The following is a 25,203-nucleotide window of genomic DNA, read 5'->3' on the forward strand; positions in this document are numbered from 1 at the left end:
TCGCTATTTTTTTGATATCTTATAGCAATATTGATCAATGGGGGAGTTTCACATTCACAGCGAAAATGAGCGCTATCACAAAAGAGTCAGCACTTCAATAACAGGCGCCTTTGCAATTGTTGCTTTCATTTTCATCGGCGGGGCGGTAATCAATAAAGGGGCGATTGATTGGCCTACGTATCTTGGTTTAACTGTATTCATTTTCACTATCGTATATTTTCAGGCAATAAAGTCTCAACGATTTTATATTTTATCGGTCTCGATAAATGCCGATAAAGTTGAATTATCCTACACAAATCGCGAGCAAATATGTTCAATTAGCGATGCAGCCGATTGTTTTAAATTTGAGAAAACCACTGGTTTCGGCAAAACACGTGTTGTTTATTTATCGGTCTTTTATAACCAAAAAAGCCTGTTCAAGCAACCCAGAACAGGATACTGGACCGAAAGTAGATTTGATGAGATTATAGAAGCCTTTGATGAACGAAACATTTCAAAAGATAGCATATTAACTACTAAAGAACTGGTTCTCCCAAAGTATGGGCTGCATATGGAAGATGCGGGGCAAATAATCAATATGGGCGGCCCATACGTAGGCTCCTTATATTTTGAAGATGAGTTGCTCTCTCTGAACTGTGTAGCCGATAATCTATTGATTGATGAGCAAAACCGCCGGGTTTATTTTGTTAAATACCATGCTCGCACAGAATGGGGAGATCCGTTGTATTTTACAGTCAACTATTATTGCATAAACGAGGACAGGATATTTGAATCTGTGCGGGGATTTGATACGCTTTACATTAAGCCATCATATAGTACTGCCGTGATAAAAGTATTCCATGGGTTTCATGATCAATCTCCAGTTAAAAATTCGAAATTTAACTTACTCAAAGAGAACTTCTTTGAAGTTATTGATTAAAAATAGCGATGGGTTTGAAACCCATCGCTATTTTTTTGGTAAAGTACAATAACTAATTAACCGGTGGGCAGCACCTCCGGAGCTATTTCTTCTTCTTACTTAATCCTACAACAGGTAACATCTCCGGGGCAGAAAAATTGCAGAAAGCAATGGATATAGACCATCGCTTTTTTGCAAAATCGCTGAATTTTGGGTATATTTAAGCAAATGGGCGAGCCATTAGGATTATCAATTTGTTAATTGAATACGATTAACTAACAAAAAAATACCGAAGAATACCGATGTCCTTGGATTTTTTGTTGCGGATTTGATAATGGCGTTTTTGTTGACCCGGATGGTTATAAATTTGATAATCGAACATCGACACCTTGTTGAAAATATCGACAATTACCCCCCTGTTTTATTTTTGGGGTTGCGAATATGGCAATGCGTCTCTTGTTGGTGACAACACCAATAAAGTGCCGGGAGAAATATCCATATATAACCATGTGTCTGTACTTGCTGAGGAGCTTGTCCTGCGGGGTGCTGAAACAAGTTCAGCATGGCTTCCTCTTTCTAAATCGAATACATTTGGAGCAAAAAGATGCAAAGACATTTGCACGTTTACTCATCTGCACATTGTATTACTCGTTACTCAATACCGTAAACTCCGTGCGGCGGTTAAGTTTACGGCCTTCGGGGTTATCCTGGCCGTTGGGTAAAGTATTGGGTGCGATGGGCACCTGCTTGCCATAACCTTTGGCAATGATACGCTCGGGGGCGATGCCTTTGAGGATAATATAGTTCACGCATTCCTGCGCCCTGTCCTGTGATAATTCGTTATTAGCCTTATCGGTACCCAGGCCGTCGGTATGCGAGCCCAGCTCCACCTTGATCTTCGGGTTATCGTTCAGGATGGTGATCAGGCCGTCGAGTACCGTTTTTGACTCGGGTTTGAGTTCGAAGCTGTTGAAATCGTACAGGATATTGTTGATAACAATAGGCTTATTGAGCTGATACTCCTGCTGGCAAACCACGGGGTTAAACAGGGTATCTACCTTGGTTGTGGTAACTGCGGGTACAGGTGCGTATTTGGCAAAGTAATCCTTCTTTTCCAAACGCAGGCTATAGTTGTGCCTGGCGGTAAGCCTTATCTTGTAGCGGCCGGTGGCATCGGTAATATAGCTTGCAACCTGGCTGGTAAGCGAATCCAGCAGCGTAATAGTTACACCCTGCAAAGGCTTACCGGTAGCGCAGTTGATTACGGTACCAGTGAGTATGGCAGTAGGCGGCGGCACAGGTTTGGGCCTTACTATTTTGGCCTTGAACAGGTTGAGGCAACATTCGGATTCGCGGTCGGAGCTGAGATAGGCTACCGAACTGTCGCGGCTATCGGGGTAATAGTACAGATCGTCTTTGGTAGAGTTGAGCGGATAGCCCAGGTTATGGGGTTTTGTCCATGAGCTGCCCAGGGTATCGGTACTTTCAAACAAATCGAAACCGCCCATTCCGGCAAGGCCTTTTGAGCTGAAGTACAGTTTATGCTCCGCAATGCTGTAATAGGGGGCCTGTTCGTCATCTGTCGTGTTGATGCTGCTGCCTGCGTTCGTGGCATTTATGGGTTGTCCGTCGGCATCCAGGTCGCTTATCCAGATATCGGTACCGCCCTGGCCACCCGGGCGGTTAGAGGCGAAGAACAAACGTTTGCCATCGTCGGCAACCGATGGCTGCATCGAGTTGTATCCATCGGCATTTACCCGATTGAGTTTTTGCGGAGCCGACCATTTGCCTGCGCTGTTTTTACTGTAATAGATGGCCGAGATGGTTTTTTCCTGTTCTTTATACCAGATGGTAAAATACATCAGCTTACCCGAAGCGCTGAGCGACGCCGGGCCATAATGCATTTGTTGCCGGGTATCTCCGCCCGGATCAACGCGGTTTACCTTAGCGGGATTGGCCTGGTCGGCAATGTAAAGATGATTGATACGTTCGCTGCCGCCGCGCACGGAGCGCGACGAAGTGAACCAGTATTTGCCGTTGTTTACCGTGAGGCCAAAGTCGCCTGCATCGCCGTTTATGCCCTGCATTTTGGCAGCTGATGATAATGTCGGGTTTTTGATCTGCGCCTGTGCAAAAAGGCAGGTGGCCAATTCTTTATTGGCTATGGCAGTATATTGTTTATCCTTGTTATCCTTCAAAAACAGTTGCAGGTTTTTTATGGCTTCATCAATTTTTTTGTTCGAACGCAGGCATACGGCATACCAGTAGCGGGACAGAGGATAGGTGGTAACATACTTATCGATAACGTACCTGTACCAGGGCTCGGCCTGTAGCAGGTTATGGTAAAGGCGGTACGATTCGGCCAGGCGGTAAATAATATACCCGGCCATTTTTTCGTCTTCGTACACATTTTGGCGGGTCGAAAAATAAGGCACTGTGCCCTGCGTTGTGGCTGTTTTATTTTCCAGGGCTTTCTCATAATAATAGGCGGAAGTGACGTAATCTTTTTCGTCGAAAGCCCTATCCGCACGTTCTTTATAAGCCTTGTTTTGTGCCGCGGCAGCTTGAACGATGAGAAGAAGGGTGACAAATATCAATCGTTTCATGCAGATAACTTACAATCGCGGACATACCTGATCGCGGTTTGACAGGTGGTGTTTGAACAGGTAGCTGATCGATATCTCATAAGTTCCCTGCGGCATGGCTGTTTGCAGCGGCGAGGTGGTGTAGTCATAACTCATCCCGATAATGGTGTTGCCCATGTGAAAACCCAGATTGGCCACTGCGGCATCGTTGAGGCGATACATGCCGCCCAGGATCAAACTGTGATCGGCCTGGAACCTTAATTCCAGGTTCATCCCTGCAGCGCATATCTGGTTTTTTTCCTGTCCAATATACAAAGCGTGGGTGGTAATATCAACCAGTTCGGAAGCGCGTATGCGCAGGCCGCCGTGTATGGTGTAACGGAACGGGAGGGTGCCGTTAAGGCCATCGCTGTTCACCGGGTTCTTTGCCGGTGTAAGGTGTGCCGCAGCAACCCCGCCAAAAAGGTTAACGTCGTTATCGGGGTTTCCGTCGTAATAAAAAACACCGGCGCTGGCGTCAAATATCATGGCGCTGGTAGTGGTAAAGTTCTCAAAGTTAGACATCGACCCATCATAGCCCCCTGTAGATGAGTTATACTGGTTATCAAACTGCAGTTTGTTGGCGTCGAAACTGCGGTTGATGAAGCCGGCCTGTATACCAAAGCTCAGCTTTTGGTATTGATTGTCGGATACGGGGATCTGATAGGCAAACGACCCGTATGTCGCCAGGTAGTTATACCCCGCCGTGCCGGCCGACTGATCGATCATGTTGAAACCGAGCGCTACCTTATCAGAAGTACGGAGATCGCCTGATACGCCACCTGTTTTATACCCGTTATCTACCCCGCGCCACTGATCTTTCAGATTGGCTGTTATACGGGCATCGCCGTCAATAACACCTGTTAAGGCGGGGTTGAGCCACATGGGATAGGCATAATACTGCGAAAAATGCGGGTCGACCTGCGCATTTGCCGTGCCGGCCAGTACCAGCAAAAGTATTACAGTATTTAGAGTTAGTTTTTTCACTTGAGTAAAGTAATGGTTCCTTTTTTATTCACTTCGTGCCCGTTGTTCATCACTGCCTTCAAAAAATAGGTATAAACGCCCAGTGGCTCTTTAACCCCTTTATAGGTGCCATCCCAACCGTTATTTTTTTCTGCCGAACTGAAAATCATCTGCCCCCATTGGTTGTATACGTAAAAGCTTAAGCTTTTGATTCCTTCACTGTGTACATAAACCACATCGTTATTGCCGTCGCCATTAGGTGTAAAGGCATTGGGCACATAAATATCATCGGTTTGGTTGAGCGCCTGGCCTGTAACGGCATTCGAGTTGGCGCTGAGCGAACAAGGGGTAATACCCATAGCCCGCACCACCAGGGTTACGCTTTGATTCTGTTTTAATGATGATACCGTATGTGTTAAACCACTCGCACCCGAACTCGGCCCGCCATAGCTCGATCCGTTATCGGTACTAACCATATAGGTTATGGCGCCTGTTACAGCATTCCATCCAAAGGTTACACTGTTATCGGTAACCGAATTTACCGCCGCCACCGGCGCGGCTAATGGCTGCAGTATTTGCACTTGTGCAAGCTTACGGGTTGTTGTAACGCACCCGGTAAGCGTATTAGTAGCCTCGACATAATAAGTTACGTTAGCTGTGGCAACGGGTACCGATAACGTATCGCCGGTACTTACCGGTGTGCCGCCTGTTGGGGTGGTATACCATGCAAAGCTGACATTATGGTCGCTGGTATTTGCGGCCAGTGTAGCATTAGAGCCCGGGCAAACCAGGGCATCCTGGGTAGTATACTGCGGCATTGGTATTAAGGTAGCGTAACAGGCTGTTCGTTGCAATGAGTTACAGCCTTGTCCGTTTACCTGCTCAACATAGTATACTGTATTGGCGGTTAATACCGGCGTAGTAAACGAGGTCCCGGTAAACAGGGGTGTACCGCCCGTAGCTGCCGGATACCAGTTATAGGCAAATCCGCTTTGTGGGTTTGCTATGACAAACGTTGCGCGCGACTCGGCACATGTATTAACCGTATCCATAGCCAGGGTTGGTGCAGTTGGCGGGGTAGCCATATTTACCTGTATCGATGCCATCGATGAACCTGAACATGCACCATTAGAGCTTTCTACATAAAATGTTTTTGTTGCTGTAAGCGGTACTGTGGTATAGCTTACACCGGTAAACAGCAACGTTGTTTTAGCAGGGCTGTCGTACCAGTTATAGGTAAAGCCTGCCTGCGGGTTGCTTACCGAAAGCACAGCGGGGCTGCCGGGGCATACGGTTACCGATGGCTGTACCGTTGGCGGTATGGTAGGCGGTACCATAATGGTAATACCAACGCTGTTGCTGATAACCGGGGTGGTACATTGCCCGGATGAAACTATGCGGCGATAATAGGTTGTTGCCGTAATAGCGGCCGGGTCGTAATCGCTTGCTGTGGCGCCGGCAATGTTGGTAAAGTTTACATTATCGGTTGATTGCTGCCATTGATAGCTGTAGGTATTGTTGCCGCCGGCAGGCGCGCTTCCGGCAATGTTAGCTGGGTCGCCCGCCAAACAAAAACTGGTTACACTCGGTGCCGCGACGCTGTTATTGCTTACCGGTGTTAAAACCGGCAGTATAGTTACGTTTGCGGCAGTCCTCGCCGAGGCACATCCTCCGGAATTTACCGCTTCAACATAGTAAGTTGCATTTGATGACAATACCGGGGTAGTATAACCTGTACCGGTAAATAACACCGTACCGCCGGTTGAAACACTGTACCAGTTGTAGGTAACTCCTGCCTGCGGGTTTGCTATCGTTATGGTTGCAGAAGTGCCCATACAGGTATTGGTTGGGTTATTGGTTAATGCAGGCATTACCGGCAGCGCAGTAACGGTAACCTGTACACTGGCCATCGACGGGCTTGAACATAACCCGTTTGAGCTTTCGACATAAAAAGTAGTATTTGCTGATATGGGCGCCGTAACAAATGTAGGGCCGGTAAACAGCAAATTAGTTTTGGTGGCGCTATCATACCAGTTGTAGGTCATGCCGCTTTGTGGATTGCTTACCGATAAGGTTGCGGGGCTGCCCTGACAAACGGTCGCACCGGGTGGCGCCGACGGTGTGGCGGGTGGCGTCATCATAGTAAAAGCCACGCTGCTGCTGATCAGCGGCGTCAGACATTGGCCCGACGAAACCACACGGCGGTAATAAGTGGTGGTGCTAATTGCCGCCGGGTCGTAGTTAATTGCGGTAGCTCCGGTAATATTGGTAAAGTTGATATTATCTGTAGATATCTGCCATTGGTAGCTGTATGTACCATTGCCTCCTGCGGGCGTACTACCGGTAATGTTCGCCGGGTCGCCTGCCGAACAAAAGCTTGTTACAGCCGGTGCGGTAATGCTGTTATTACTTAACGGGGTTAAAACGGGCAGTATAGTTACATTAGCGGCAGTACGGGCCGAGGTACACCCACCGGCATTTACCCCTTCAACATAATAGGTCGCATTTGCCGACAGTACCGGCGTGGTATAACTGGTTCCGGTAAATAACACCGCACCACCGGCAGCAACGCTGTACCAGTTATAGGTAACACCGGCCTGCGGATTGGCTATGGTTATCGTTGCCGAAGTGCCCATACAGGTATTGGTTGGATTGTTGGTCAGCACCGGGGTTGCCGGTGCTGCTGTAGCATTTACCTGTACGCTGGCCATCGACGGGCTTGAGCACAAACCGTTTGAGCTTTCCACATAAAAAGTAGTATTGGCAGCAATTGGCCCGGTAACGTAAGTTGAACCGGTAAACAGCAAATTGGTTTTAGTAGCGCTATCATACCAGTTGTAGGTTATACCGCTTTGCGGATTGTTAACCGATAAAGTTGCCGTATTGCCCTGGCACACAGTAACAGCAGATTGCGCAGCCAGTGGTACGGTTGGCGGTGATACGATGCTTATTGTAACCACATTACTGACAAGCGGGGTAGTACACGCACCCGAAACTACTGTACGGCGGTAATAGGTTGTAGTGCTGATTGCTGCAGGATCATAATCCTTAGCAGTAGCGCCTGCTATATTGCTGAAATTGATATTATCTGTCGACTGCTGCCATTGATAGCTGTAGGTACCGTTGCCCCCGCTTGGGATATTACCCGTTATAATTGCCGGATCGCCACCCGAACAAAACGATGCTAAAGCGGGCGCGGTTATATTGTTATTTACCGGGGCACTTAAAATTGAAATGGTAACTACGTTGCCGATCACCGGCGTTGAGCATATACCCGATGTTGCTACACGCCGGTAATAAGTAGTTGTTGAAAGCAGCGATGGATCATAATCCCTTGAGGTAGCACCCGCTATATCTGTAAAATTTACGTTATCTGTCGATTGCTGCCATTGATAACTAAAGCTACCCGTTCCCCCTGTTGGCGTATTACCGCTGATACTGGCCGGATCGTTGGGCCGGCAAAAACTGTTTGTTGCCGGCGCAGTTATATTATTGTTCGATACAGTTGGATATACGGTAATGGTAACCACATTGCTTATCGAGGTAGCAACACAACTGCTGCCAAAGACTACCCTGCGGAAATAGGTTGTCACGGCTAATGAGCCCGGGGTATAGTTTATCGCTGTAGCGCCCGAGATGTTGCTGAAGCCGATATTATCAGCAGAGCTTTGCCACTGATAAGTAAACTGCCCGTTACCGCCTGTCGGCGTACTGCCGCTAATGGTTGCAGGTGTGCCCGGTGCGCAAAATGCCGTTACTGCAGGCGGCGTCAGGCTATTATTTGAAATGGCTGCCGACGGCAAGGTGGTCACATCGTAATAAGAATCGTAAACCGTGTTGCCGCTCACTATAATTTTACGCCTGATACTGTATATAATAGGCGCCAAAGTGTTATTGGTGAGTAACGATGGCGGATAATCTGCTCCTGTACTGGTGCCGGGCGCATTTCCCCAGGTGCTGCCTTGCAGCAACTCCCATTGATAGCTGCTCGGCGTCGGAGAAACCGCATCGCCCTGAATTACGATCGAGGCTCCACTGCATATCGTGATCGGCTGAGGTGTTTGCGCAAATGAACCGAATGACAGGCTCAATATAAAAATAACCGAAAAGAAGCCACTTAAAAGCAACCTGCGCATTTTATCAAGGGATAAGTAAAATGTTTTCACAGTTATAGCAATTAGCAGAAGTTCTTGTTTATCATCACCGTAAGTAGCTGCGCATCAGGCCTGTTTGTTGTATTGTCAAAGCACGATGCGTGGCTTCCGATATTTCGTTTTTCAACAATTTACCGGTGAGTTATACTTTTACGAAAGTCTTTTTAGTTTAGTTACAAGTATTTACAAAAAATGTTGAAAACTTTTGGGGTTCTGATTTATAAATATTTAGCTCGATTGCGTAAAAGGTAATCTTGCCCAGTCCGGCTTTCTTAAAGTGAAAGTTATAAAGTGTGGTAAACGCTACTCCTCCGCCCTAACTTTTTTAACAGTCAGCACATCCTGCCCGGTAGCATCACCCTGCTCTTGCAATTTGCCAAAAGCTGCAGCCGTAGCGTAATCTAAAATTTCCTGTGGTTGGTTGTTGTTATAAAAACCATAGATCAATCCTGCCATAAAACAATCACCGCTACCCGAACGGTCGACCACGCCGGCGCAGCTAAATTCGGGCGAATGGTACAACTTGCCACCGTTATACAAAGCGGTATAATAGTGCAGATGGTTATTATCGCTATCGAAACGAAAGGTATTGGCAACGGTTTTTACCTTTGGGAATCGCTGCATAATCTCGCGCGAGGTTTGTCCGGCATGATCGAGATAAGCCTGTTTGCTTTTTTTTGCATGAATGTCGATATCGATCTCCGTACCCAGCAAACTATTTGCGCTCCAGATGTTGCCCATCACCAGGTCGCAATGCTCAACCAGTTTGGGCATAATTTCGGTTGGTTGCTTGCCGTATTTCCAAAGCCGGGAGCGGTAATTCAGATCAACAGAGATGGTGATGCCTTTACGGGATGCCGCTTCTACGGCCTCGAGACAAACATCGGCCATGTGCCCGTTAAGCGCCGGGCTGATCGCTGTAAAATTAAACCACGATACATCGCGCAGCACTTTATCCCAATCGATCATCCCCGGCTTTAGGCTTGAGAACGATGAATGATCGCGATCGTAAATCACGCTGCCCTTCAGGTCGGCGCCGCGCTCCAGGTAGTAAACCCCGATGCGCTGGCCGGTATACAAAATGGACGAGGTGAAGATGCCCTTGTATTCCAGGTAATCTATCACATGGCGGCTCATAAAGTTATCGGGTAGCGCAGTGCAGTATTTTACCGGCACATTCCAGCCGGCCAGCGCCGTGGCTGCGTTGGCCTCGGCACCGCCCATATACAAAAAGAAAGGATGCTTTTCAACAGCAGAATCTTCCGGCGCGGGCGATACCCGCAGCAAAAGCTCGCCAAAGCATAACACCTTTTGTATCACCAGCCGAAGTATTTTGAAGCGTTGTTATAGCTGATATTCCGGATGATCTGGCCTATCCACTCGATATCGTTCGGTAATTCTCCGTTCTCTACATCCTCGGCAAATAAATTACATAAGATGCGGCGGAAGTACTCATGACGGGGGAACGACAGGAAGCTGCGCGAATCGGTCAGCATACCCACCATCTGGCTCAGCAGCCCCATGTTCGACAGCGAGTTGATCTGCTTGGTCATACCGTCTTTCTGATCCAGAAACCACCAGCCCGAACCGAACTGAACCTTACCGGCAACCGAGCCATCGTTAAAGTTACCGATCATGGTCGCCATCAATTCGTTATCGGCAGGGTTAAGGTTATACAGGATAGTTTTTGCCAGTTGGTTTGTTGTATCCAGTCTATTCAAAAACTTCGATAACGCACGGGCCTGGCTAAAATCACCGATCGAATCCCAGCCGGTATCGGGGCCAAGGTTAGCCAGTGCGCGGGCGTTGTTGTTACGCAATGCACCTAAGTGATATTGCTGAACCCAGCCCCGGGCATGATCCCAAATAGCAAACTGGTACAGCATAGCCGATTTGAATTTCAGCACTTCAGTCAGGCTGATCTCTTTATTGGCGCGGATCTTTTCGAATATCGCGGCAACTTCGGCATCGGTATAATCTTCGGCGTAGATCTGCTCCAGGCCATGGTCGGATACCGAACAACCGTTATCTGCAAAGTAATCGTGACGTTGTTTCAGGGCTTTCAGGTAGCTGTCGAGGCTGTTGATATCGGTATTGCTTACCTCGCCAACTTTGTTGATGTAGGCGTTAAAGCTGGCCACATCATCAGCAGCCATTGCTTTATCCGGGCGGAAGGCCGGTAATATCTTAGCTACCGCACCATCCTTAGCAATCTTTTGGTGAAACTCCAGGTTATCGATCGGGTCATCTGTGGTACAGATCACCTTTACGTTCATCTTTTTGATCAAACTCTGGATCGAATATTCTTTGGTTTGCAGCTTCGCCGAAGTTTCGTCGTAAATCTCTTTCGCATTCTTTCCCGAAAGGATAGCATCGATATCAAAGTAACGCTGAAGCTCTAAATGCGTCCAGTGGTAAAGCGGGTTACGCATAGTATAAGGCACGGCTTCGGCCCATTTCTGAAATTTGTCCGCATCGCCGGCACTACCGGTAATGTAATTTTCGTTCACGCCATTGGCACGCATCGCACGCCATTTGTAATGATCGCCATACAACCAGGCGTGGGTAATGTTATTGAAATTGATATCATTGGCTATCTGATCTGGTGGCAAATGGCAATGATAATCAATGATCGGCATATCCTTGGCAAAGCCATGATACAGCTTTTCCGCTGTTGGTGTTTGTAACAGAAAATTCTCGTCTAAAAACTTCTTCATTTTATTTGGATTTCATTGATGTAAGTGATGATTACACCGATGTTTATATTAATCTACCCGTGCCAAAAGACATGGGTAAATATGGGTATTTTTTACAATTATCCTTACAGCTTATTGCGAACTACTCACTATTCACAACTCACCACTCACTACAACGATATCCCCCGTTTCCATGGGATAAAATCATCCTGTCCGTGGCGAACGGCGCTTACCTCGATTTCGCCGCTGGCAACTTTGATCACGTAATCCAAAATACGCTCGCCCGCCTGCTCAATGGTTTCGTCACCATCGATGATCGAACCGGTATCGATATCGATAATATCGCTCATTTTTTTGTACAGGTTGGTATTGGTCGATATTTTAACAACCGGGGTAATAGGGTTACCCGTTGGCGTGCCCAAGCCTGTTGTAAACAATACCACGTTGGCGCCTGAAGCAACTTCGGCCGTTGTGGATTCCACATCATTACCCGGGGTGCACAGCAGGTTTAAGCCCGGTTTGGTTACCTTTTCGGGATAGTCGAGCACATCAACCACAGGCGAAGTACCGCCTTTTTTGGCAGCTCCGGCAGATTTGATCGCATCGGTGATCAAGCCGTCCTTAATGTTGCCCGGCGACGGGTTCATATCAAAACCAGATCCCACTTCTTCGGCACGCTGTGCATAGGTTTTCACCAGGTGGCTAAAACGGTCGGCCTTTTCCTTGTCTACACAACGGTCGATAATGTTTTGCTCAACACCGCACAGCTCAGGGAACTCGGCCAGAATAACCGAACCGCCCAGGCTCACCAGCAGATCGCTGGTATAACCGATTGCCGGGTTGGCCGATATGCCCGAAAAACCGTCCGAGCCGCCACACTCCAAACCAATGGTGATCTTACTGAGCGGTGCAGGTTGACGAACATTGTTGTTGGCTTCTATCAATCCGGCCATGGTCTGGCGGATAGCCAGGTCGAGCAGGTCGCTCTCCTTACCAACTTTTTGCTGATCTAAAATATACAGCGGTTTATTGAAGTTGGGCGAACGTTTTTTGATCTCCTCTTCCAGTATACTTACCTGGGCGTTCTGGCAGCCGAGGCTCATTACGGTAGCGCCCGCAACGTTAGGGTGGGTGATGTATCCGGCCAGCAAACCGCAAAGCGCGGTCGCATCCTGGCGGGTACCGCCGCAGCCCCCGTTATGGGTTAAAAACTTAATGCCATCCACATTGGGGAACACACGGCTCGCTTTATCAACAGCAACACCGCCCTGTACCTCGGTATACAAAACCTGCTCAACGCTGCCGCCTTCTTTAACAAGATTAATCAGTTGCTGCGCCTTGGTTTGGTAGCTGCTGTGGCGGCCGTAGCCCAAAGGTTTTACGAGCGCGTCCTGCAATACTTCGAGGTTGCGGTTTTCGCAGAAAACCATCGGTATTACCAGCCAGTAGTTGCCGGTACCCACGCTGCCGTCTTCACGGTGAAAACCGTTAAAAGTAGCGCCTGCCCATTTGCTGGTGTCAGGCTTGTGCCATTCGGCGTGATGCTGCGCAGTTAAAAAGCCGCTGGCCGCGTGCTTAACGTTTGCTGTGCTCAGCAAGCCCCCGGGTTGTATGTCGCTTTGCGCTTTGCCGACCAAAACACCATACATGATGATTTCGCCTCCGGCCGGGATCAGCACTTCGGCAAATTTGTGCTTTGCGGCTATAAACTCCTTAACAGTGTAGGTTTTGCCTGCATACTCCGCGCTTTCGCCTGCTTGCAGGTCGGTAAGCGCTACCACCACGTTATCGGCAGGATGTACCTTTAAAATTCTCTGTTTCATTGCAATTACTGTATCTGTATTATTTTACGGGATCTAAAATACCGTCGTGTAAAATATGTTTGAGCTTTTTTGCGACAGCCTCTTCAAAACCCGGCAGGATGATCAGGTTCGGGCCTCCCCAAAGGTTCTCGTTCGATAATAAGCTGTGTACTACGTGGTCTGTATTCTCGTCTTTCCAGGCCTCGGCAAAAATAGCCGCGTTATCGTCGGTCACTTTATATTCCTGGTCGTTGCTGGTACCGACGTATTCGCCTTTGGCATTCTTAACCGTTTTCATAAAGCGGATGAAAGCAGCAAAACCTAAGGTCATATTCTCCGGCGGCGTTGTTTCGGTGCGATAATGCTGCATCAGTACCGGTATCACGCGCATCTTCATTTTCGAAGAGTATTGTGCCGATATACTGATCCACTGGTGCTCGATATGCGGGTTGCGGAAGCGATCTAATACCTTGGCTGCAAAATCGTGAGCAACTTCCTGCGATACTTGATATGGAATAGCCGGGGCGATCTCGTTAAAAGATAATTGGGTAATGAACACCGAAAAGATCGGATCTTCCATCGCTTCCTTTACCGTTTTAAAGCCCGATAAAAAGGCAACGGCGCAGCTTAAAGTATGTGTACCGTTCAGCAGGCGCAGTTTCAGCTCGCGGAATATTTCGATATCCGGTTCGATCACCACGCCCGGATCGGCTTTGGCAAAGCTCAGTACCGATTTTACTTTCTCATCACCCTGGATGGCCCAAAGGCTGTATGCTTCCGAGGCAATGCGCAGGTTATCGCTGTAGCCGCACTGATCTTCCAGGCGCTCGATGGTTTTGGCATCGGGTTTGCCTGGAACGATACGGTCCACCAGCGAATCGCAGAAATAGTTATATTGATCTACCCAGTTAATAAAATCCTTGTCAAAATCGTTTTGCGAAGCCAGCTCCAAAACAATGGCCTTTAATTTCTTGCCGTTGTCTACGATCAGCTCTGTCGGTACGATAACCAAACCGCTGGCTTCGCCACTACCCAAAGCCTCATAGCGTGCGTGCAATACGGCTAATAATTTACCCGGGAAAGATACCGGCGGAGCCTTGTGTACATCACCCTCGACCAGTTGGATACCAACCTCAGTCGTGTTCGATATCACCACCTGCAAATCGGGGTTACGGGCAAATTCCAATATGGCTGCCCAGTCTTTACCGGCGGTTAAAACACGGCTGATCGACGAGCAGATGATATCTTCCTCAACCTTTTTACCGTCAACAATACCTTTAATGCCCAGGGTATATAAGCTGTCCTGGTCGTCAAACTCAGCCGACGAACCGGTATCCGTCGACTTTACTACGACTATGCGGCCATTAAATATGCCGGCACGGTTAGCTTTATCGATAAAAAAATCCGGCAATCCTCTTAACAAAACCCCGGTACCAAATTGCAGTACCTTTTCGGGCAGTTCAAATAGTTTAGCGTCGGGTACGGTTAGCCCGGGTACCTTGATCCCTTTCAGGTTACCTTTCGAAAGTATCATATTCTTCTTAGTCATCTCTTTTAGGTTTGCTCAAAAAGCGTTTTAGGGCAAAGGCTTCGCAAAGTTACAACCCTCACGCTATACAACAGGTAAACTGTATTACCCGCTTTGTAACTTTATTTGGCATTCAACTGCGCCAAGGCCCATCTTATTAAATCGTTGGCTGCTTTTAAATTATCGTAGTCGGCCGGCAGCTTGCGGCCATCGGTATATTCGTTGTAGAACCATGGGTCACCTACCACAAAAACCGCACCCTTTCCGTATCTGGCAGTGGCTACTATTACATCTTTATTATCAATCAGATCGGCTGTTGCCGGAGGTTTAACCCCGAAAGTCGATATCTCTTTAATGTAGATCTTTTTAGCCGTTTTAAATACCTTATTCGTTGCCGGGATATTGATAGCGCCGGTTTCGAAATGCGGTGTTACCACGTGGTTTCGGCTGTCCTCATTATCGTGTATGCCAAATTTAGCCAGCAAAGTATTCAGGTGTTTAAACTCGGCATTGCCGGTATCGTTATTCAGTACGATCAATACGCCGCCTGCTTTTACCCATTCGCTTACCGCGGATACATGGGCAGGTTCGATGTATTTGGTATCCGGGTTTTCTTTCGGGATATCCGGGTCGACGATTACATAGATATTGCCTTTTTTGAGATTGCCCGCCGTTGGAGCATCGTACAGCGTAGTAGTTTTTACGCCATAATTATGAAAAGCATTGCCGAAGAACGAAAAGCCGTTGTTATCCTGCTCTTCCCATTTGTAATGGAACGACAGCGTCTGACCAGTCAATGCATCCTTACGATGCTCATCGTTAAAGTACGAATCGAGGATAACGGTTTTACCTTTACCTACATTGCGATTAGTTAGGCGTTCCATTTCGACAGCGCACTGCAAAAACGCACCTGTGCCTTTCGGGTCGTTAGTGACTACCTTTTCGCTCAGATAGTATTCGTAACTGCCATCGCGGTAAGGGTTGCCGCCCAGGCCCGATACGCTTACGGTACCTTCCAGGTTGGTTTGTCCGTCGGCATCGGTTTTCACAAATTGCTTCAGGATGCCTTTGTAACCTTTTTCGGCTACAGCCAGGTAACTTTCGGGCAGGTAACCGTTACGTACGCCCTTAGCAAATGCATAAACAAACATGCTCGATGCCGACGATTCCAAATAGTTGCCTTTCGCATCAGGTTTATCTAAGATATCATACCAAACACCGCTTTTTGGATCCTGGTATTTTTGGATGGCAACGGCCAACCGGTTTAAGATAGCAATGATGTCGGCACGCTTGGCATAGTCCTGTGGCAGATAGTCCAGCACGTCAACCAAAGCCATGACGTACCATCCATCGGCACGGGCCCAGAAATTTGGCGACAAGCCGGTTTGCGGGTTGGCCCATTTTTGTTTTTTGCTATAATCCCAACCGTGGTAAAGTAAACCTGTTTTGGGGTCGCGCGCATGCTGCTCCATCAGGATAAACTGTTTGGCGATATCGTCAAAATCAGCGTCGTGGTGAAACTGCGCGGCATATTCGGCATAGAACGATTCGGCCATGTACAAGCCGTCGAGCCACATTTGCTCTTCGTATATCTTTTTATGCCAGAAACCGCCTTCGGGCGTGCGCGGCTGCTTTTTCAGCTGATCGTACAATATGGTCGCTGCTTTCAGGTATTTAGCCGAACCGGTAACATTGTACAGGGTAAGCAGGTTGCGGCCGCACAAAACATTATCTAAAGTATAAGCATCGCTTTTATAACCGGTTATCTGGCTGCCGTCGGCGCTGATCAGGTTATCCATACTTTGCTGCAGGTATTTATAATAACTTCGATCGGCTGTCTGCAACCAAACGCCTTCAATACCTTTCAGAATAACGCCTTCATCATAGTTCCAGCGTTTAAAGGGCTTTCCGGTTTTCGATGCCGTATCCGAGGGCCAGACTTTCATTACCGTTGCCGCCACTTTTTGCGACATGGGTACATCCTGCGCCATTGTGCTGCTGCACAGTGCAGCAACCGTTAATGTCAGACCAGTTTTGATCAATGCTTTCATCCGTTGTTTATTTGATAGCGATCGCGCTTTTTGCCGCACCGTTGGTAAACGTCACATCGGCCATGCTGGCTTTGGTATCGCTAACGGTTACATCCGATGTATTACCCGATATATTGAACAACAGCTTCTTGCCGCCGCTGTACGTCACATTTTCCAGGTCGACACTCTGGCTGTTGTCAATGCTCACTACCGGGTTAGGCTCATCGGTCACCAAATGTAAACCGCGGATGTATACCCCGGTGGCCTCGGTACAAACAATGCCTTTTTTAGCTTTGATGGTCATGTTATCCAGGTACGCGCCCAGCACATTCATCTCGGGCAGGCCGCGGATAAATATCGCTGTACCCGCCCCGTTGCAAACAATATTGCTTACATGAAAATCTTTAAACTGCGGGGTGGCCTCGGTAACGGGCAAGGTAACTATTTTGGGCGGAACACGGTTCTCGCCCGCCAGTACAACAGGGTCCTTAGCCTCGTAGTACATATCAAACAAAATAGCCTCGGCCCCGATGTCTTTCATATTGATATTGGTGACGTAGATGTTTTGCACCACGCCGCCGCGGCCGCGCGCCGTTTTAAAACGCAGGCCCACATCGGTACCTAAAAACGAGCAGTTGTAAACAAAGATGTTGCGCGCGCCGCCGCTCATTTCGCTGCCGATCACAAAACCGCCGTGCGCATGGTAAACGGTGCAGTTGCGTACAATTACGTTTTCGGTTGGTTTACCCAGCTTGCGCCCTGCTTCGTCACGGCCCGATTTGATACAGATGCCATCATCGCCCACATCAAACACGCTGTTTTCGATCAGCGTATTCGTGCTCGATTCCAGGTCGATACCATCGCCGTTCTGCGCGTACCAGGGGTTTTTAACCGTTACATTGCGCAGGGTTAAGTTGGAGCATAAAAACGGATGTAAATTCCAGGCGGGTGAGTTTTGAAAGGTTACACCCTCGAGCAACACCTGTTTGCAGTTATACAGCACCACCATGTTGGGACGCAGGTAATCTTTATAAACTTCAAAATCTTTGATGGTGCGGCCGGGCGATAAAACACCGGGATGATCCGCAGTTGAACCTTTCAGCGATTTTTCGCTCGGATACCATATCTTGTTGTCAGCGCTCAAAACACCGCCCGATGCAATCTTATCAGCCCATTGGGTTTCGTTGAGCTTGTCTTTCTTCACCATGCGCCAGGCATCGCCGTTACCATCGATGATACCATAGCCGGTGATGGCTACATTTTGCAAGTCTTTACCCGATATCGGCGACTTGCAACGCCCGGCTGCCTGCCCTTCATAATAGCCCTCAACAATGGGGTATTGGTTAAAATCCTTACTGAATTGCAGCACCGAATTACGGTCGAGGTGCAGGTTAATGTTGCTTTTGAGCTCGATGGGGCCGGTAAGCCAGGTGCCTGCCGGTATCACTACCACGCCGCCGCCCTTTTCGCTCATATCGCTGATGGCTTTATTAATGGCTTCGGTGTTCAGCGTCAGGCCATAGGCCACAGCTTTATAGTCGGTAATCTTAATGGTGTCGGCCTTAAAACCTACCTGTTTTACTCTGGGCAGGCTCATCCCGGGGAATTGCGCCATCGCAGCCATCCCCATTACCACCAAACCAGCGCTTAACGCAATTACCTTTTTCATTCCGGTTTATCTTAATTCGTTAATGGCAACAGGGTCCATGTCGCTGTAAACCTGGTTTTCGCCGGCCATGCCCCAGATAAACGAGTAGTTAATTGTACCGCAACCCGAGTGGATCGACCATGGCGGCGATATCACGGCTTCGTTGTTTTGCATCACCAGGTGGCGGGTCTCCTGCGGCTGGCCCATAAAGTGCATCACTACCTGGCCGGGTTGTACATCAAAGTAGAAGTACATTTCCATACGGCGGTCGTGTGTGTGCGATGGCATGGTGTTCCAAACGCTGCCGGTGGCTAAAACGGTTAAACCCATTACCAGCTGGCTGCTACGGATACCTTCGAGGTGGATGTATTTGTAGATAGTACGATGATTTGAGGTTTCCGGCGAACCGATGGTTACCGGGGTTGCTTCTTCCTTAGTTAACAGTCGGGTTGGATAGGCCTGGTGCGCAGGTGCCGATAATAAATAGTATTGAGCAGGGTTAGCCGCGTCGACACTTTTAAAAACAACATCCTTTACACCTTTACCTGCAAAAACGCAATCGAGTTTGTTGACGTTGAATGACTGCCCGTCAACCACCACTTCGCCGGCACCGCCAATGTTGATGATGCCCAGTTCGCGGCGCTCTAAAAAGTATTCGGCGCGCAATTCAGGATAATTGCCCAGGGTGATCGGTTTTTCGACCGGTACGGCACTACCCACAATTACGCGGTCGTAATGGCTGTATACAAATTTAAGCTCGCCCGGTTGCATCAGGCCGTCCACTAAAAAGTTAGCGCGCATATCGGCAGTAGTCATGGTGCTCACTTCCTTAGCGCTGTTATGATATCGTTGTTCCATTTGTTTTATTTTTTGATTTCACCGATTACTATGTGATTTCACCGATGATATTTTTGTGGTTACACTGATTATTTAAATTGTTATGATTCACAGATTTTTTTAATGATTCACTTTAAAATCGGTGGAATCAATCAAAAATCGGTGGAATCCATTCTATCTTCCCATCCATCCGCCGTCGACAGGCAGGATAACACCGTTCACATAATCGGATGCCGGTGCAGCTAAAAATACGGTTGCGCCGCCCAGATCCTCGGCTTCTCCCCAGCGGCCTGCCGGGATACGATCCAGTATCGATTTGCTCCTGTCCGGGTCGGCACGTAGTGCCTCGGTATTATCCGTAGAGATATAGCCCGGTGCAATGGCATTCACATTCACACCCTTACTTGCCCACTCGTTAGCAAATGCTTTGGTTAAGCTGCCGATAGCGCCTTTGCTGGCTGCATAGCCCGGCACATTGATACCACCTTGAAAAGTTAACAGTGAAGCGGTGAAGATCACTTTACCCAAACCCTGCTCCAGCATACGTTTGCCGATCTCGCGGGTTAAAATAAACGGCGCATCCAGATTGATGTTGATTACAGTATCCCAGTAATCGTTCGGGTGTTCGGCAGCGGGTTTACGCATAATGGTACCGGCGTTGTTCACCAGGATATCGATCCTTGGGTTCTCCGCTAAAACCTGCTTAATGAACGATTCGAGCGAAATACGGTTGCCAAAATCGCACTGATAAGCCTTGAAATGACGGCCCAGGGCGGTAACTTCGTTTTCGATAGCACTGCCGCTTAACGCGATATTGGCCGAAACGGCGATGATATCGGCACCGGCAGACGCCAGGGCCAGGGCCATTGCTTTACCAATGCCGCGGTTGGCACCGGTAACGATAGCCGTTTTGCCGGTAAGGTCGAACATTTTTTGTATTTGCATAGATATTGTTGTACTTAAGGTGTGTAATTGGGCGGAACTGAATAATTCCCAAGCAATTTTAAGGAGATTTTGCAAGTTATTGCACGATACGTCCAAATAATTTAACGCAATCGTTCCCGAAAAGATCCCTTCTCAACAGCGCAGCCCTCATGGGCGCCCTATTAAAAATAATTGACATCGGGAACAATCTCCCCCGGAAGGGGAGACTTAAAAAACTATTTAATTAAGATACGATATACTATGCAAAGCCCTCCCAACCGGGGGGGTTGGGAGGGGCCTCTTACTTAACGGTAACTTTGCCGGTTTGATAACCCACCTTGCCGTTCATATCGCTACCCTGAACGATCACCGAATAATTGGCGGCTTTATCGGCAGCATAGAACGATACCGTGGCGTTGCCGTCTTTATCTGTAACAAAACTTGGCATCCAGTGTATGGTCGAGCGCAGGTCGGCATATTTATGCGGGGCCCCTTTTACCGGGTAGCGTGGCGTATAGAACTGTTTCGGAAAGGTTAACGCTACAGGCCTGTAAATATAAATGCTGGTGGCCCGCTGCAGGTTCGGCCCGCTGCCGGCTCGAGTCGTTATCTCGAGATAGGCATAATCGGCACCTACGGGCCCGGCCGCTGTAGCCGCCAGCAGGTCATCAGTAGTTAAATTGGCTTCGTTGTAGAGCGCGTTGGCCCGCGAGCTGTACAGCACTTCGATACCTAACACATCTTCGGCGGATATATAATCCAGGTATTGTTTGTGAAACTCGTAGTGCTCATTAGCTATCCCCGTAGTTGGTTCATAAAAACGATCGACATCAACACCGTCGAACACAAAGTGTACGCGCTTGTCGTTAATAAAATAGGTCAGGTTGGTTTGTTTGGTGCTGTCTTTATAAAAACCTGTGCGGAAACCTTTTACCTTGCTGGTAATCACATCAAGTAAACTCGCTTTACCGGCATTAACCATTTCCTCCTCGGTAATCACCTGGTCGGAGTTGCCCGCGCCGTTCAGGTTTTGCGAACCCCGGATGGCGGCCCTGTCGTGAATATTAACCGCGTTTAAAACCCTGCCTGTTGTTCCGTACTGTGCTTTATCCAGTTCAACCTGGTATTTTTTGTTCGAACGGATATAGTTTAAGATAGTGCTGTCGGTATTGACGTTCCATGGTTTCAGACTAACCGGGTTGGGCGAATTGATCGCGATATGGCTTTGATCGTCGACCGAGACTCCGCCGTTAACCGTTTTGCCATGGGCATTCCGTGCCGAAAGCACATAGGTTACGCTATCTATCGGCGGGATACGGGTAAACACAAACTTGCCTTGCGCGTTGGTAGTGGTATCCCTGATGAAATGCTGTTTGCCTGTAGCCAGCAACAACACATTCGAGTTAACCATCGGTTTATTGAACAGGTTGGTAACAGAGCCTTTTACTTCAAAACTCTTCTCAGCTTCGAAGGTTGGTTTGACCGGCTGATCGATCTTTTTCAAATCGTAACCTACCCATCCCTGGGTGAGTAACAGGGCATCAAGCGCGTGCCAGGCTTCGTCGGTTTCCTGCAGGTAATAGGCAGGGTCTTCAACATAACCTTTCAGATCGGCCGAAAGCAGCATGCGCGAAGTAATATTATCAGCGTACTCGTCCTGCTTAACCTGCGAATCATCTGTTACGGCCATTGAGAAGCTGCCGCGAACGGGTTTGCCGGTTTCGTCGACCACGTTCACATGCACAGGTACGCTGTCGCGGGCAGCATAGCTCGAAGCATCGCTTTTTACGGCTATCTTTAAATTGTCGTGATGATCAATATAGGTCAGCCTTTCGCTCACAGGTTGATTGTTCACATTCACCAGCATTAAATGCGCAATGCCGGTTGGGAACAAGTTTTTGGCGATGGTTACTTTAAACGAACTGCTGTTGAGGCCGAACGATGCGCCGTAACATACTACATTGCGCGCCATGCCAATCAGATTGTATTTATTGCCTTGCCCTGCGATATCTGCTGTTGCATAAACATTAACCACTATGCTGTCGGCGGTGCGGTTATTTTTTACTCTTAAGATCACGCCCGAACGGGCCAGGGCAGGCAACTGGACAGTTTTTTGATCGCCGTTGGCAAGCGTTACTTTGGCGGTATAGGTTTTGCCTTCCTGCGGAGCGATATCAAACGTGCCCATACCATATTTAAAGGTGGTTAAACGCGCCACTTCAATTCCGTCATTATCAAACACCGACCCCTGCAGGTCGACACCCTTGCCGTCTTCGCCTATGGCTTTAAAGCCAACACGCGCAGGCAGGCCGGCTATCAGGTGGCCGCTCTCGGGCATAAACTGCAGGTCGATATCCTGCGGGCGGTTCACGCTGATCGGGATGAGCGCTGTACGTTTAGTATCTAATTTATCCTGCGCTATAATACTCAGGTTTTTCAGCGTGGTTTGAGGCGGCAGGCTGAAGTCGACATCCATCGAGCCGTCGGCAGCAGTTTGAGCCGCGTTGCGGAACAATACTTTTTTACCGTTCAGCACTTTCATCTGCATAGTACGCAGGCCTGCCGTTTGCCCGTCGAGGCTGTTGAACTGCATGGCCACTTTCACATTGTCCTTCCCGGCAACGCTGGTAATGGCAGGCTTCAGGTTAACCATCCAGGTGTCGTACCCTTCGTTATTGATATAAAATGTTTGTTTGAAAAAGTAATCATCGCCAAAATTGCGCATCCAGTTGGTGTAGGCCCTAACAGTATACGAGCCTTCGTGCACATACATGCCGCTTAACGCGATGTTGCCCCAGGTAATGCCGATAGCTACCGGGAACACAAATCGTTTTACAACAGCGTTGCTATCATTCACAAGTTCCACGTATAAGCGGTTGCTTTGTTGCGAATAGCCGATGGCCTGGTTCATCAGGTAACCTTTAAACCAGATGGTATCACCGATAGAATAATAGGGCTTATCGAAATGCAGGTACAGTTTTTCGACCGGCAAGGCGTCGTTATAAGCGTTGATCTTGCCGACCAGGTTATTGATGCTTCCGGGAGCTGGCTGCGATTGCGCCATAGCCATCATACCGGCGAAGTTGAGCAGTATAAGCAGCTTAAAGGTTAGGATTTTGTGGTGCATGTTAGTTCAAAAGATAGGTATAGTCGTGCTTTGACTAAAATATAGTCAAGAGGTTTATTTACAGATGCTAATATTCTGATTTATTTATGAAATTAAATATCATTAATATTCAATTCATTAAGCCCCGTTTACACTTAAAGTAACATTTATTTTACCGGCAGCGGTGCGCCGATAATATTCATTTCGTTAGGCCAGGCTTCGCCAAGTTCGGTCCACAGTTGCGTCGAAGCAAGGTTATTGCGCAAAGCGTACCATGGGTACCATGAGGAAAAGCAAGCCCTTCCTACCGGGGAGGGTCGGGTGGGGCTACCGGCTCCACCCTGAACCAATCAAAATCTGCATATCCCGAATCGTTTATCTGGGTAGTGCGGGTACAGAAGACACCAACCCTGGCGCCAATCCAGCGGCCAACCTCGGCTTTAAACTCCGTGCCTGCATCGGTAAACGTTGTTCCGTCCAAACTATAGCTAAATCTGCATACCGCTCCTGCTGTTACTTTTACACGCAGGTATACCGTCGGCTCTGCCATTTTCAGCAGGGTTTCTTCTTTTTCCTTATTTCCTTTCACAGCATCTTTGCAATCAATATAAGTGAGATATATCCCATCTTTTTTATAATGCATGGTCAGGCCTGCATAACTGAACCCCATCATTACCAAACCGGCTTTTTCATCCAGTTTGATGTTGGGCTTAAAGGTCATTTTGGTGGTGGCCATAAATTCATCGGCAGGTGTTTTCTGCAGCAGTACATTCGGCGCCTCCCACAAATTTTTAACCGTGTCGGCAGACTTGTACGAGAACAACCTTAAATAACCTGCGTTAGTGGTAGCCAGCCAGGTTGATTTGGGGTTGGCCATCCATTGCCATTGTTTACCCAGCTCCACGGTGTTAAACTCATCGCTTTCGGCAGGGGTTTCTATCGGGTAAACCTTCCCTACATTGGGTTTTTTATACGTCGTTACCGGCTCTCCTTTGCCCGTATGGTTCGGATCGGTACCGATAACCGGCCAGTTATCCACCCATTTCATGGGCTGCAAATGTGTTACCCGGCCGTAGGGCCCTTTATCCTGGAAATGCAAAAACCAGTCTTCGCCGGTTTGGGTATCTACCCAGGCGCCCTGGTGCGGGCCGTTAATGCTCGTTTTACCCTGGTCCATCACCACTTTACGCTCGTAAGGGCCATAAATGTTTTTTGAGCGCAGCGCCAGTTGCCAGCCCGCAGGCACGCCGCCTGCCGGGGCAAAAATGTAATAATAGCCATTGCGCTTATACAATTTCGGGCCCTCAACAGTCGGGTCGGTTTCGTGCCCGTCGTAAACCATTACACCTTCGTCGATTACTTTGGTGCCTGCGCTGTTCAGCTTGTTAATGGTGATGATGCTTTTGATGCCCGCGCGGCTGCCTGCCCATCCATGTACCAGGTAAACGGTACCGTCGTCGTCCCACAGCGGGCAGGGATCAATTAGCCCCGAACCGCCGGCAACCAATACCGGTTCGCTCCAGGGGCCGGCAGGGCTCTTAGCTTTCAGCACGTAAATACCATAATCGGGATCGGGGTAATAGATATAAAACTCGCCGTTGTGAAAACGGATGGCCGGCGCCCAAACGCCATCGCCATGCTGCGGTTTCGAAAAATGATCGTACGGCGGCTGGCGAAACAGGGCATGGCCGATGATGCGCCAGTTCACCAGGTCGTTCGAGTGCAGGATAGGTAAGCCCGGCATATCCTCAAAGCTTGACGACACTAAGTAAAAATCGTTGCCCACGCGTATGGCATCCGGGTCGGAATAATCGGCGTTCAATACCGGGTTTTTGTAAGTGCCGTTACCCTGGTCGGCCACCCAAACTTTGGATATGTACCTGTTTGATGACGCGGGCGCCGGGCTAATATTTTTTTGCGCTAAGGCGTTCATAGTAAGCAGCAAACAAACTGCCGCTACGGTATTTTTCATAAACGGTTTATATTTAGT

At 48.5% G+C, this 25,203-nt stretch carries 14 protein-coding genes; 1 reads left to right on the forward strand and 13 read right to left on the reverse strand.

The genetic code is table 11. The features are described from left to right. Positions 1–37 precede the first annotated feature (37 nt). Entirely contained in the window at positions 38–919 is an 882-nt protein-coding gene (locus BEL04_RS21630) for a hypothetical protein (protein WP_066007468.1), read from the forward strand. A gap of 623 nt (positions 920–1,542) precedes the next feature. On the opposite strand, the gene BEL04_RS21635 is transcribed toward BEL04_RS21630, so the two are convergent. From BEL04_RS21635 to BEL04_RS21695, 13 genes are all read right to left on the reverse strand, one after another. Continuing rightward, complete coding sequence (locus BEL04_RS21635; protein WP_066007469.1) at positions 1,543–3,504, reverse strand: OmpA family protein; 1,962 nt, start codon at positions 3,502–3,504, stop codon at positions 1,543–1,545. Between the two features lie 9 nt (positions 3,505–3,513). Next, positions 3,514–4,509 (reverse strand): PorP/SprF family type IX secretion system membrane protein, encoded by a 996-nt coding sequence (locus tag BEL04_RS21640; RefSeq protein WP_066007470.1) that lies wholly within the window; start codon positions 4,507–4,509, stop codon positions 3,514–3,516. Then, on the reverse strand, positions 4,506–8,624 hold the full coding sequence (locus BEL04_RS21645) for a gliding motility-associated C-terminal domain-containing protein (RefSeq protein WP_066007471.1): 4,119 nt from the start codon (positions 8,622–8,624) through the stop codon (positions 4,506–4,508). Before BEL04_RS21645 ends, BEL04_RS21640 begins: the two co-directional genes overlap by 4 nt. 321 nt (positions 8,625–8,945) lie before the next feature. Further along, entirely contained in the window at positions 8,946–9,962 is a 1,017-nt protein-coding gene (locus BEL04_RS21650) for a sugar kinase (protein WP_254659615.1), read from the reverse strand. Beyond that, positions 9,959–11,359 carry a glucuronate isomerase gene (gene uxaC, locus BEL04_RS21655; RefSeq protein ID WP_066007472.1) on the reverse strand — a complete coding sequence of 467 codons (1,401 nt, stop codon included), beginning with the start codon at positions 11,357–11,359 and terminating at the stop codon, positions 9,959–9,961. Before uxaC ends, BEL04_RS21650 begins: the two co-directional genes overlap by 4 nt. A gap of 149 nt (positions 11,360–11,508) precedes the next feature. After that, positions 11,509–13,161 carry a UxaA family hydrolase gene (locus BEL04_RS21660; RefSeq protein ID WP_066007474.1) on the reverse strand — a complete coding sequence of 551 codons (1,653 nt, stop codon included), beginning with the start codon at positions 13,159–13,161 and terminating at the stop codon, positions 11,509–11,511. Between the two features lie 19 nt (positions 13,162–13,180). Continuing rightward, complete coding sequence (locus BEL04_RS21665; RefSeq protein ID WP_254659616.1) at positions 13,181–14,689, reverse strand: tagaturonate reductase; 1,509 nt, start codon at positions 14,687–14,689, stop codon at positions 13,181–13,183. A gap of 101 nt (positions 14,690–14,790) precedes the next feature. Then, positions 14,791–16,719 (reverse strand): glycoside hydrolase family 88 protein, encoded by a 1,929-nt coding sequence (locus BEL04_RS21670; RefSeq protein ID WP_066007476.1) that lies wholly within the window; start codon positions 16,717–16,719, stop codon positions 14,791–14,793. A 7-nt stretch (positions 16,720–16,726) separates the two neighbouring features. Beyond that, entirely contained in the window at positions 16,727–18,367 is a 1,641-nt protein-coding gene (locus BEL04_RS21675) for a glycoside hydrolase family 28 protein (RefSeq protein WP_066007477.1), read from the reverse strand. Between the two features lie 6 nt (positions 18,368–18,373). Further along, a complete protein-coding gene (gene kduI, locus BEL04_RS21680) occupies positions 18,374–19,204 on the reverse strand; it encodes a 5-dehydro-4-deoxy-D-glucuronate isomerase (RefSeq protein ID WP_066007478.1) in 831 nt (276 codons plus the stop codon). A gap of 153 nt (positions 19,205–19,357) precedes the next feature. Further along, positions 19,358–20,128 carry an SDR family oxidoreductase gene (locus BEL04_RS21685; RefSeq protein WP_066007479.1) on the reverse strand — a complete coding sequence of 257 codons (771 nt, stop codon included), beginning with the start codon at positions 20,126–20,128 and terminating at the stop codon, positions 19,358–19,360. Between the two features lie 280 nt (positions 20,129–20,408). Then, positions 20,409–23,234, reverse strand: coding sequence for a carboxypeptidase-like regulatory domain-containing protein (locus tag BEL04_RS21690; RefSeq protein WP_066007480.1), 2,826 nt, complete (start codon positions 23,232–23,234; stop codon positions 20,409–20,411). Positions 23,235–23,517: 283 nt separating this feature from the next. Then, the gene (locus BEL04_RS21695; RefSeq protein WP_066007481.1) at positions 23,518–25,185 is read right to left on the reverse strand and encodes a glycoside hydrolase 43 family protein; all 1,668 of its coding nucleotides are present in this window, start codon (positions 25,183–25,185) and stop codon (positions 23,518–23,520) included. Positions 25,186–25,203 lie beyond the last annotated feature (18 nt).

Source organism: Mucilaginibacter sp. PPCGB 2223 (assembly GCF_001705515.1).
Lineage (GTDB): Bacteria > Bacteroidota > Bacteroidia > Sphingobacteriales > Sphingobacteriaceae > Mucilaginibacter.

Excerpts from the sequence above, each read along its gene's own strand:
- BEL04_RS21630 (WP_066007468.1), top strand. The coding sequence starts at position 38 with ATGGGGGAGTTTCACATTCACAGCGAAAATGAGCGCTATCACAAAAGA.
- BEL04_RS21635 (WP_066007469.1), bottom strand. The coding sequence starts at position 3,504 with ATGAAACGATTGATATTTGTCACCCTTCTTCTCATCGTTCAAGCTGCC.
- BEL04_RS21645 (WP_066007471.1), bottom strand. The coding sequence starts at position 8,624 with ATGCGCAGGTTGCTTTTAAGTGGCTTCTTTTCGGTTATTTTTATATTG.
- uxaC (WP_066007472.1), bottom strand. The coding sequence starts at position 11,359 with ATGAAGAAGTTTTTAGACGAGAATTTTCTGTTACAAACACCAACAGCG.
- BEL04_RS21660 (WP_066007474.1), bottom strand. The coding sequence starts at position 13,161 with ATGAAACAGAGAATTTTAAAGGTACATCCTGCCGATAACGTGGTGGTA.
- BEL04_RS21665 (WP_254659616.1), bottom strand. The coding sequence starts at position 14,689 with ATGACTAAGAAGAATATGATACTTTCGAAAGGTAACCTGAAAGGGATC.
- BEL04_RS21670 (WP_066007476.1), bottom strand. The coding sequence starts at position 16,719 with ATGAAAGCATTGATCAAAACTGGTCTGACATTAACGGTTGCTGCACTG.
- BEL04_RS21675 (WP_066007477.1), bottom strand. The coding sequence starts at position 18,367 with ATGAAAAAGGTAATTGCGTTAAGCGCTGGTTTGGTGGTAATGGGGATG.
- kduI (WP_066007478.1), bottom strand. The coding sequence starts at position 19,204 with ATGGAACAACGATATCATAACAGCGCTAAGGAAGTGAGCACCATGACT.
- BEL04_RS21685 (WP_066007479.1), bottom strand. The coding sequence starts at position 20,128 with ATGCAAATACAAAAAATGTTCGACCTTACCGGCAAAACGGCTATCGTT.
- BEL04_RS21690 (WP_066007480.1), bottom strand. The coding sequence starts at position 23,234 with ATGCACCACAAAATCCTAACCTTTAAGCTGCTTATACTGCTCAACTTC.
- BEL04_RS21695 (WP_066007481.1), bottom strand. The coding sequence starts at position 25,185 with ATGAAAAATACCGTAGCGGCAGTTTGTTTGCTGCTTACTATGAACGCC.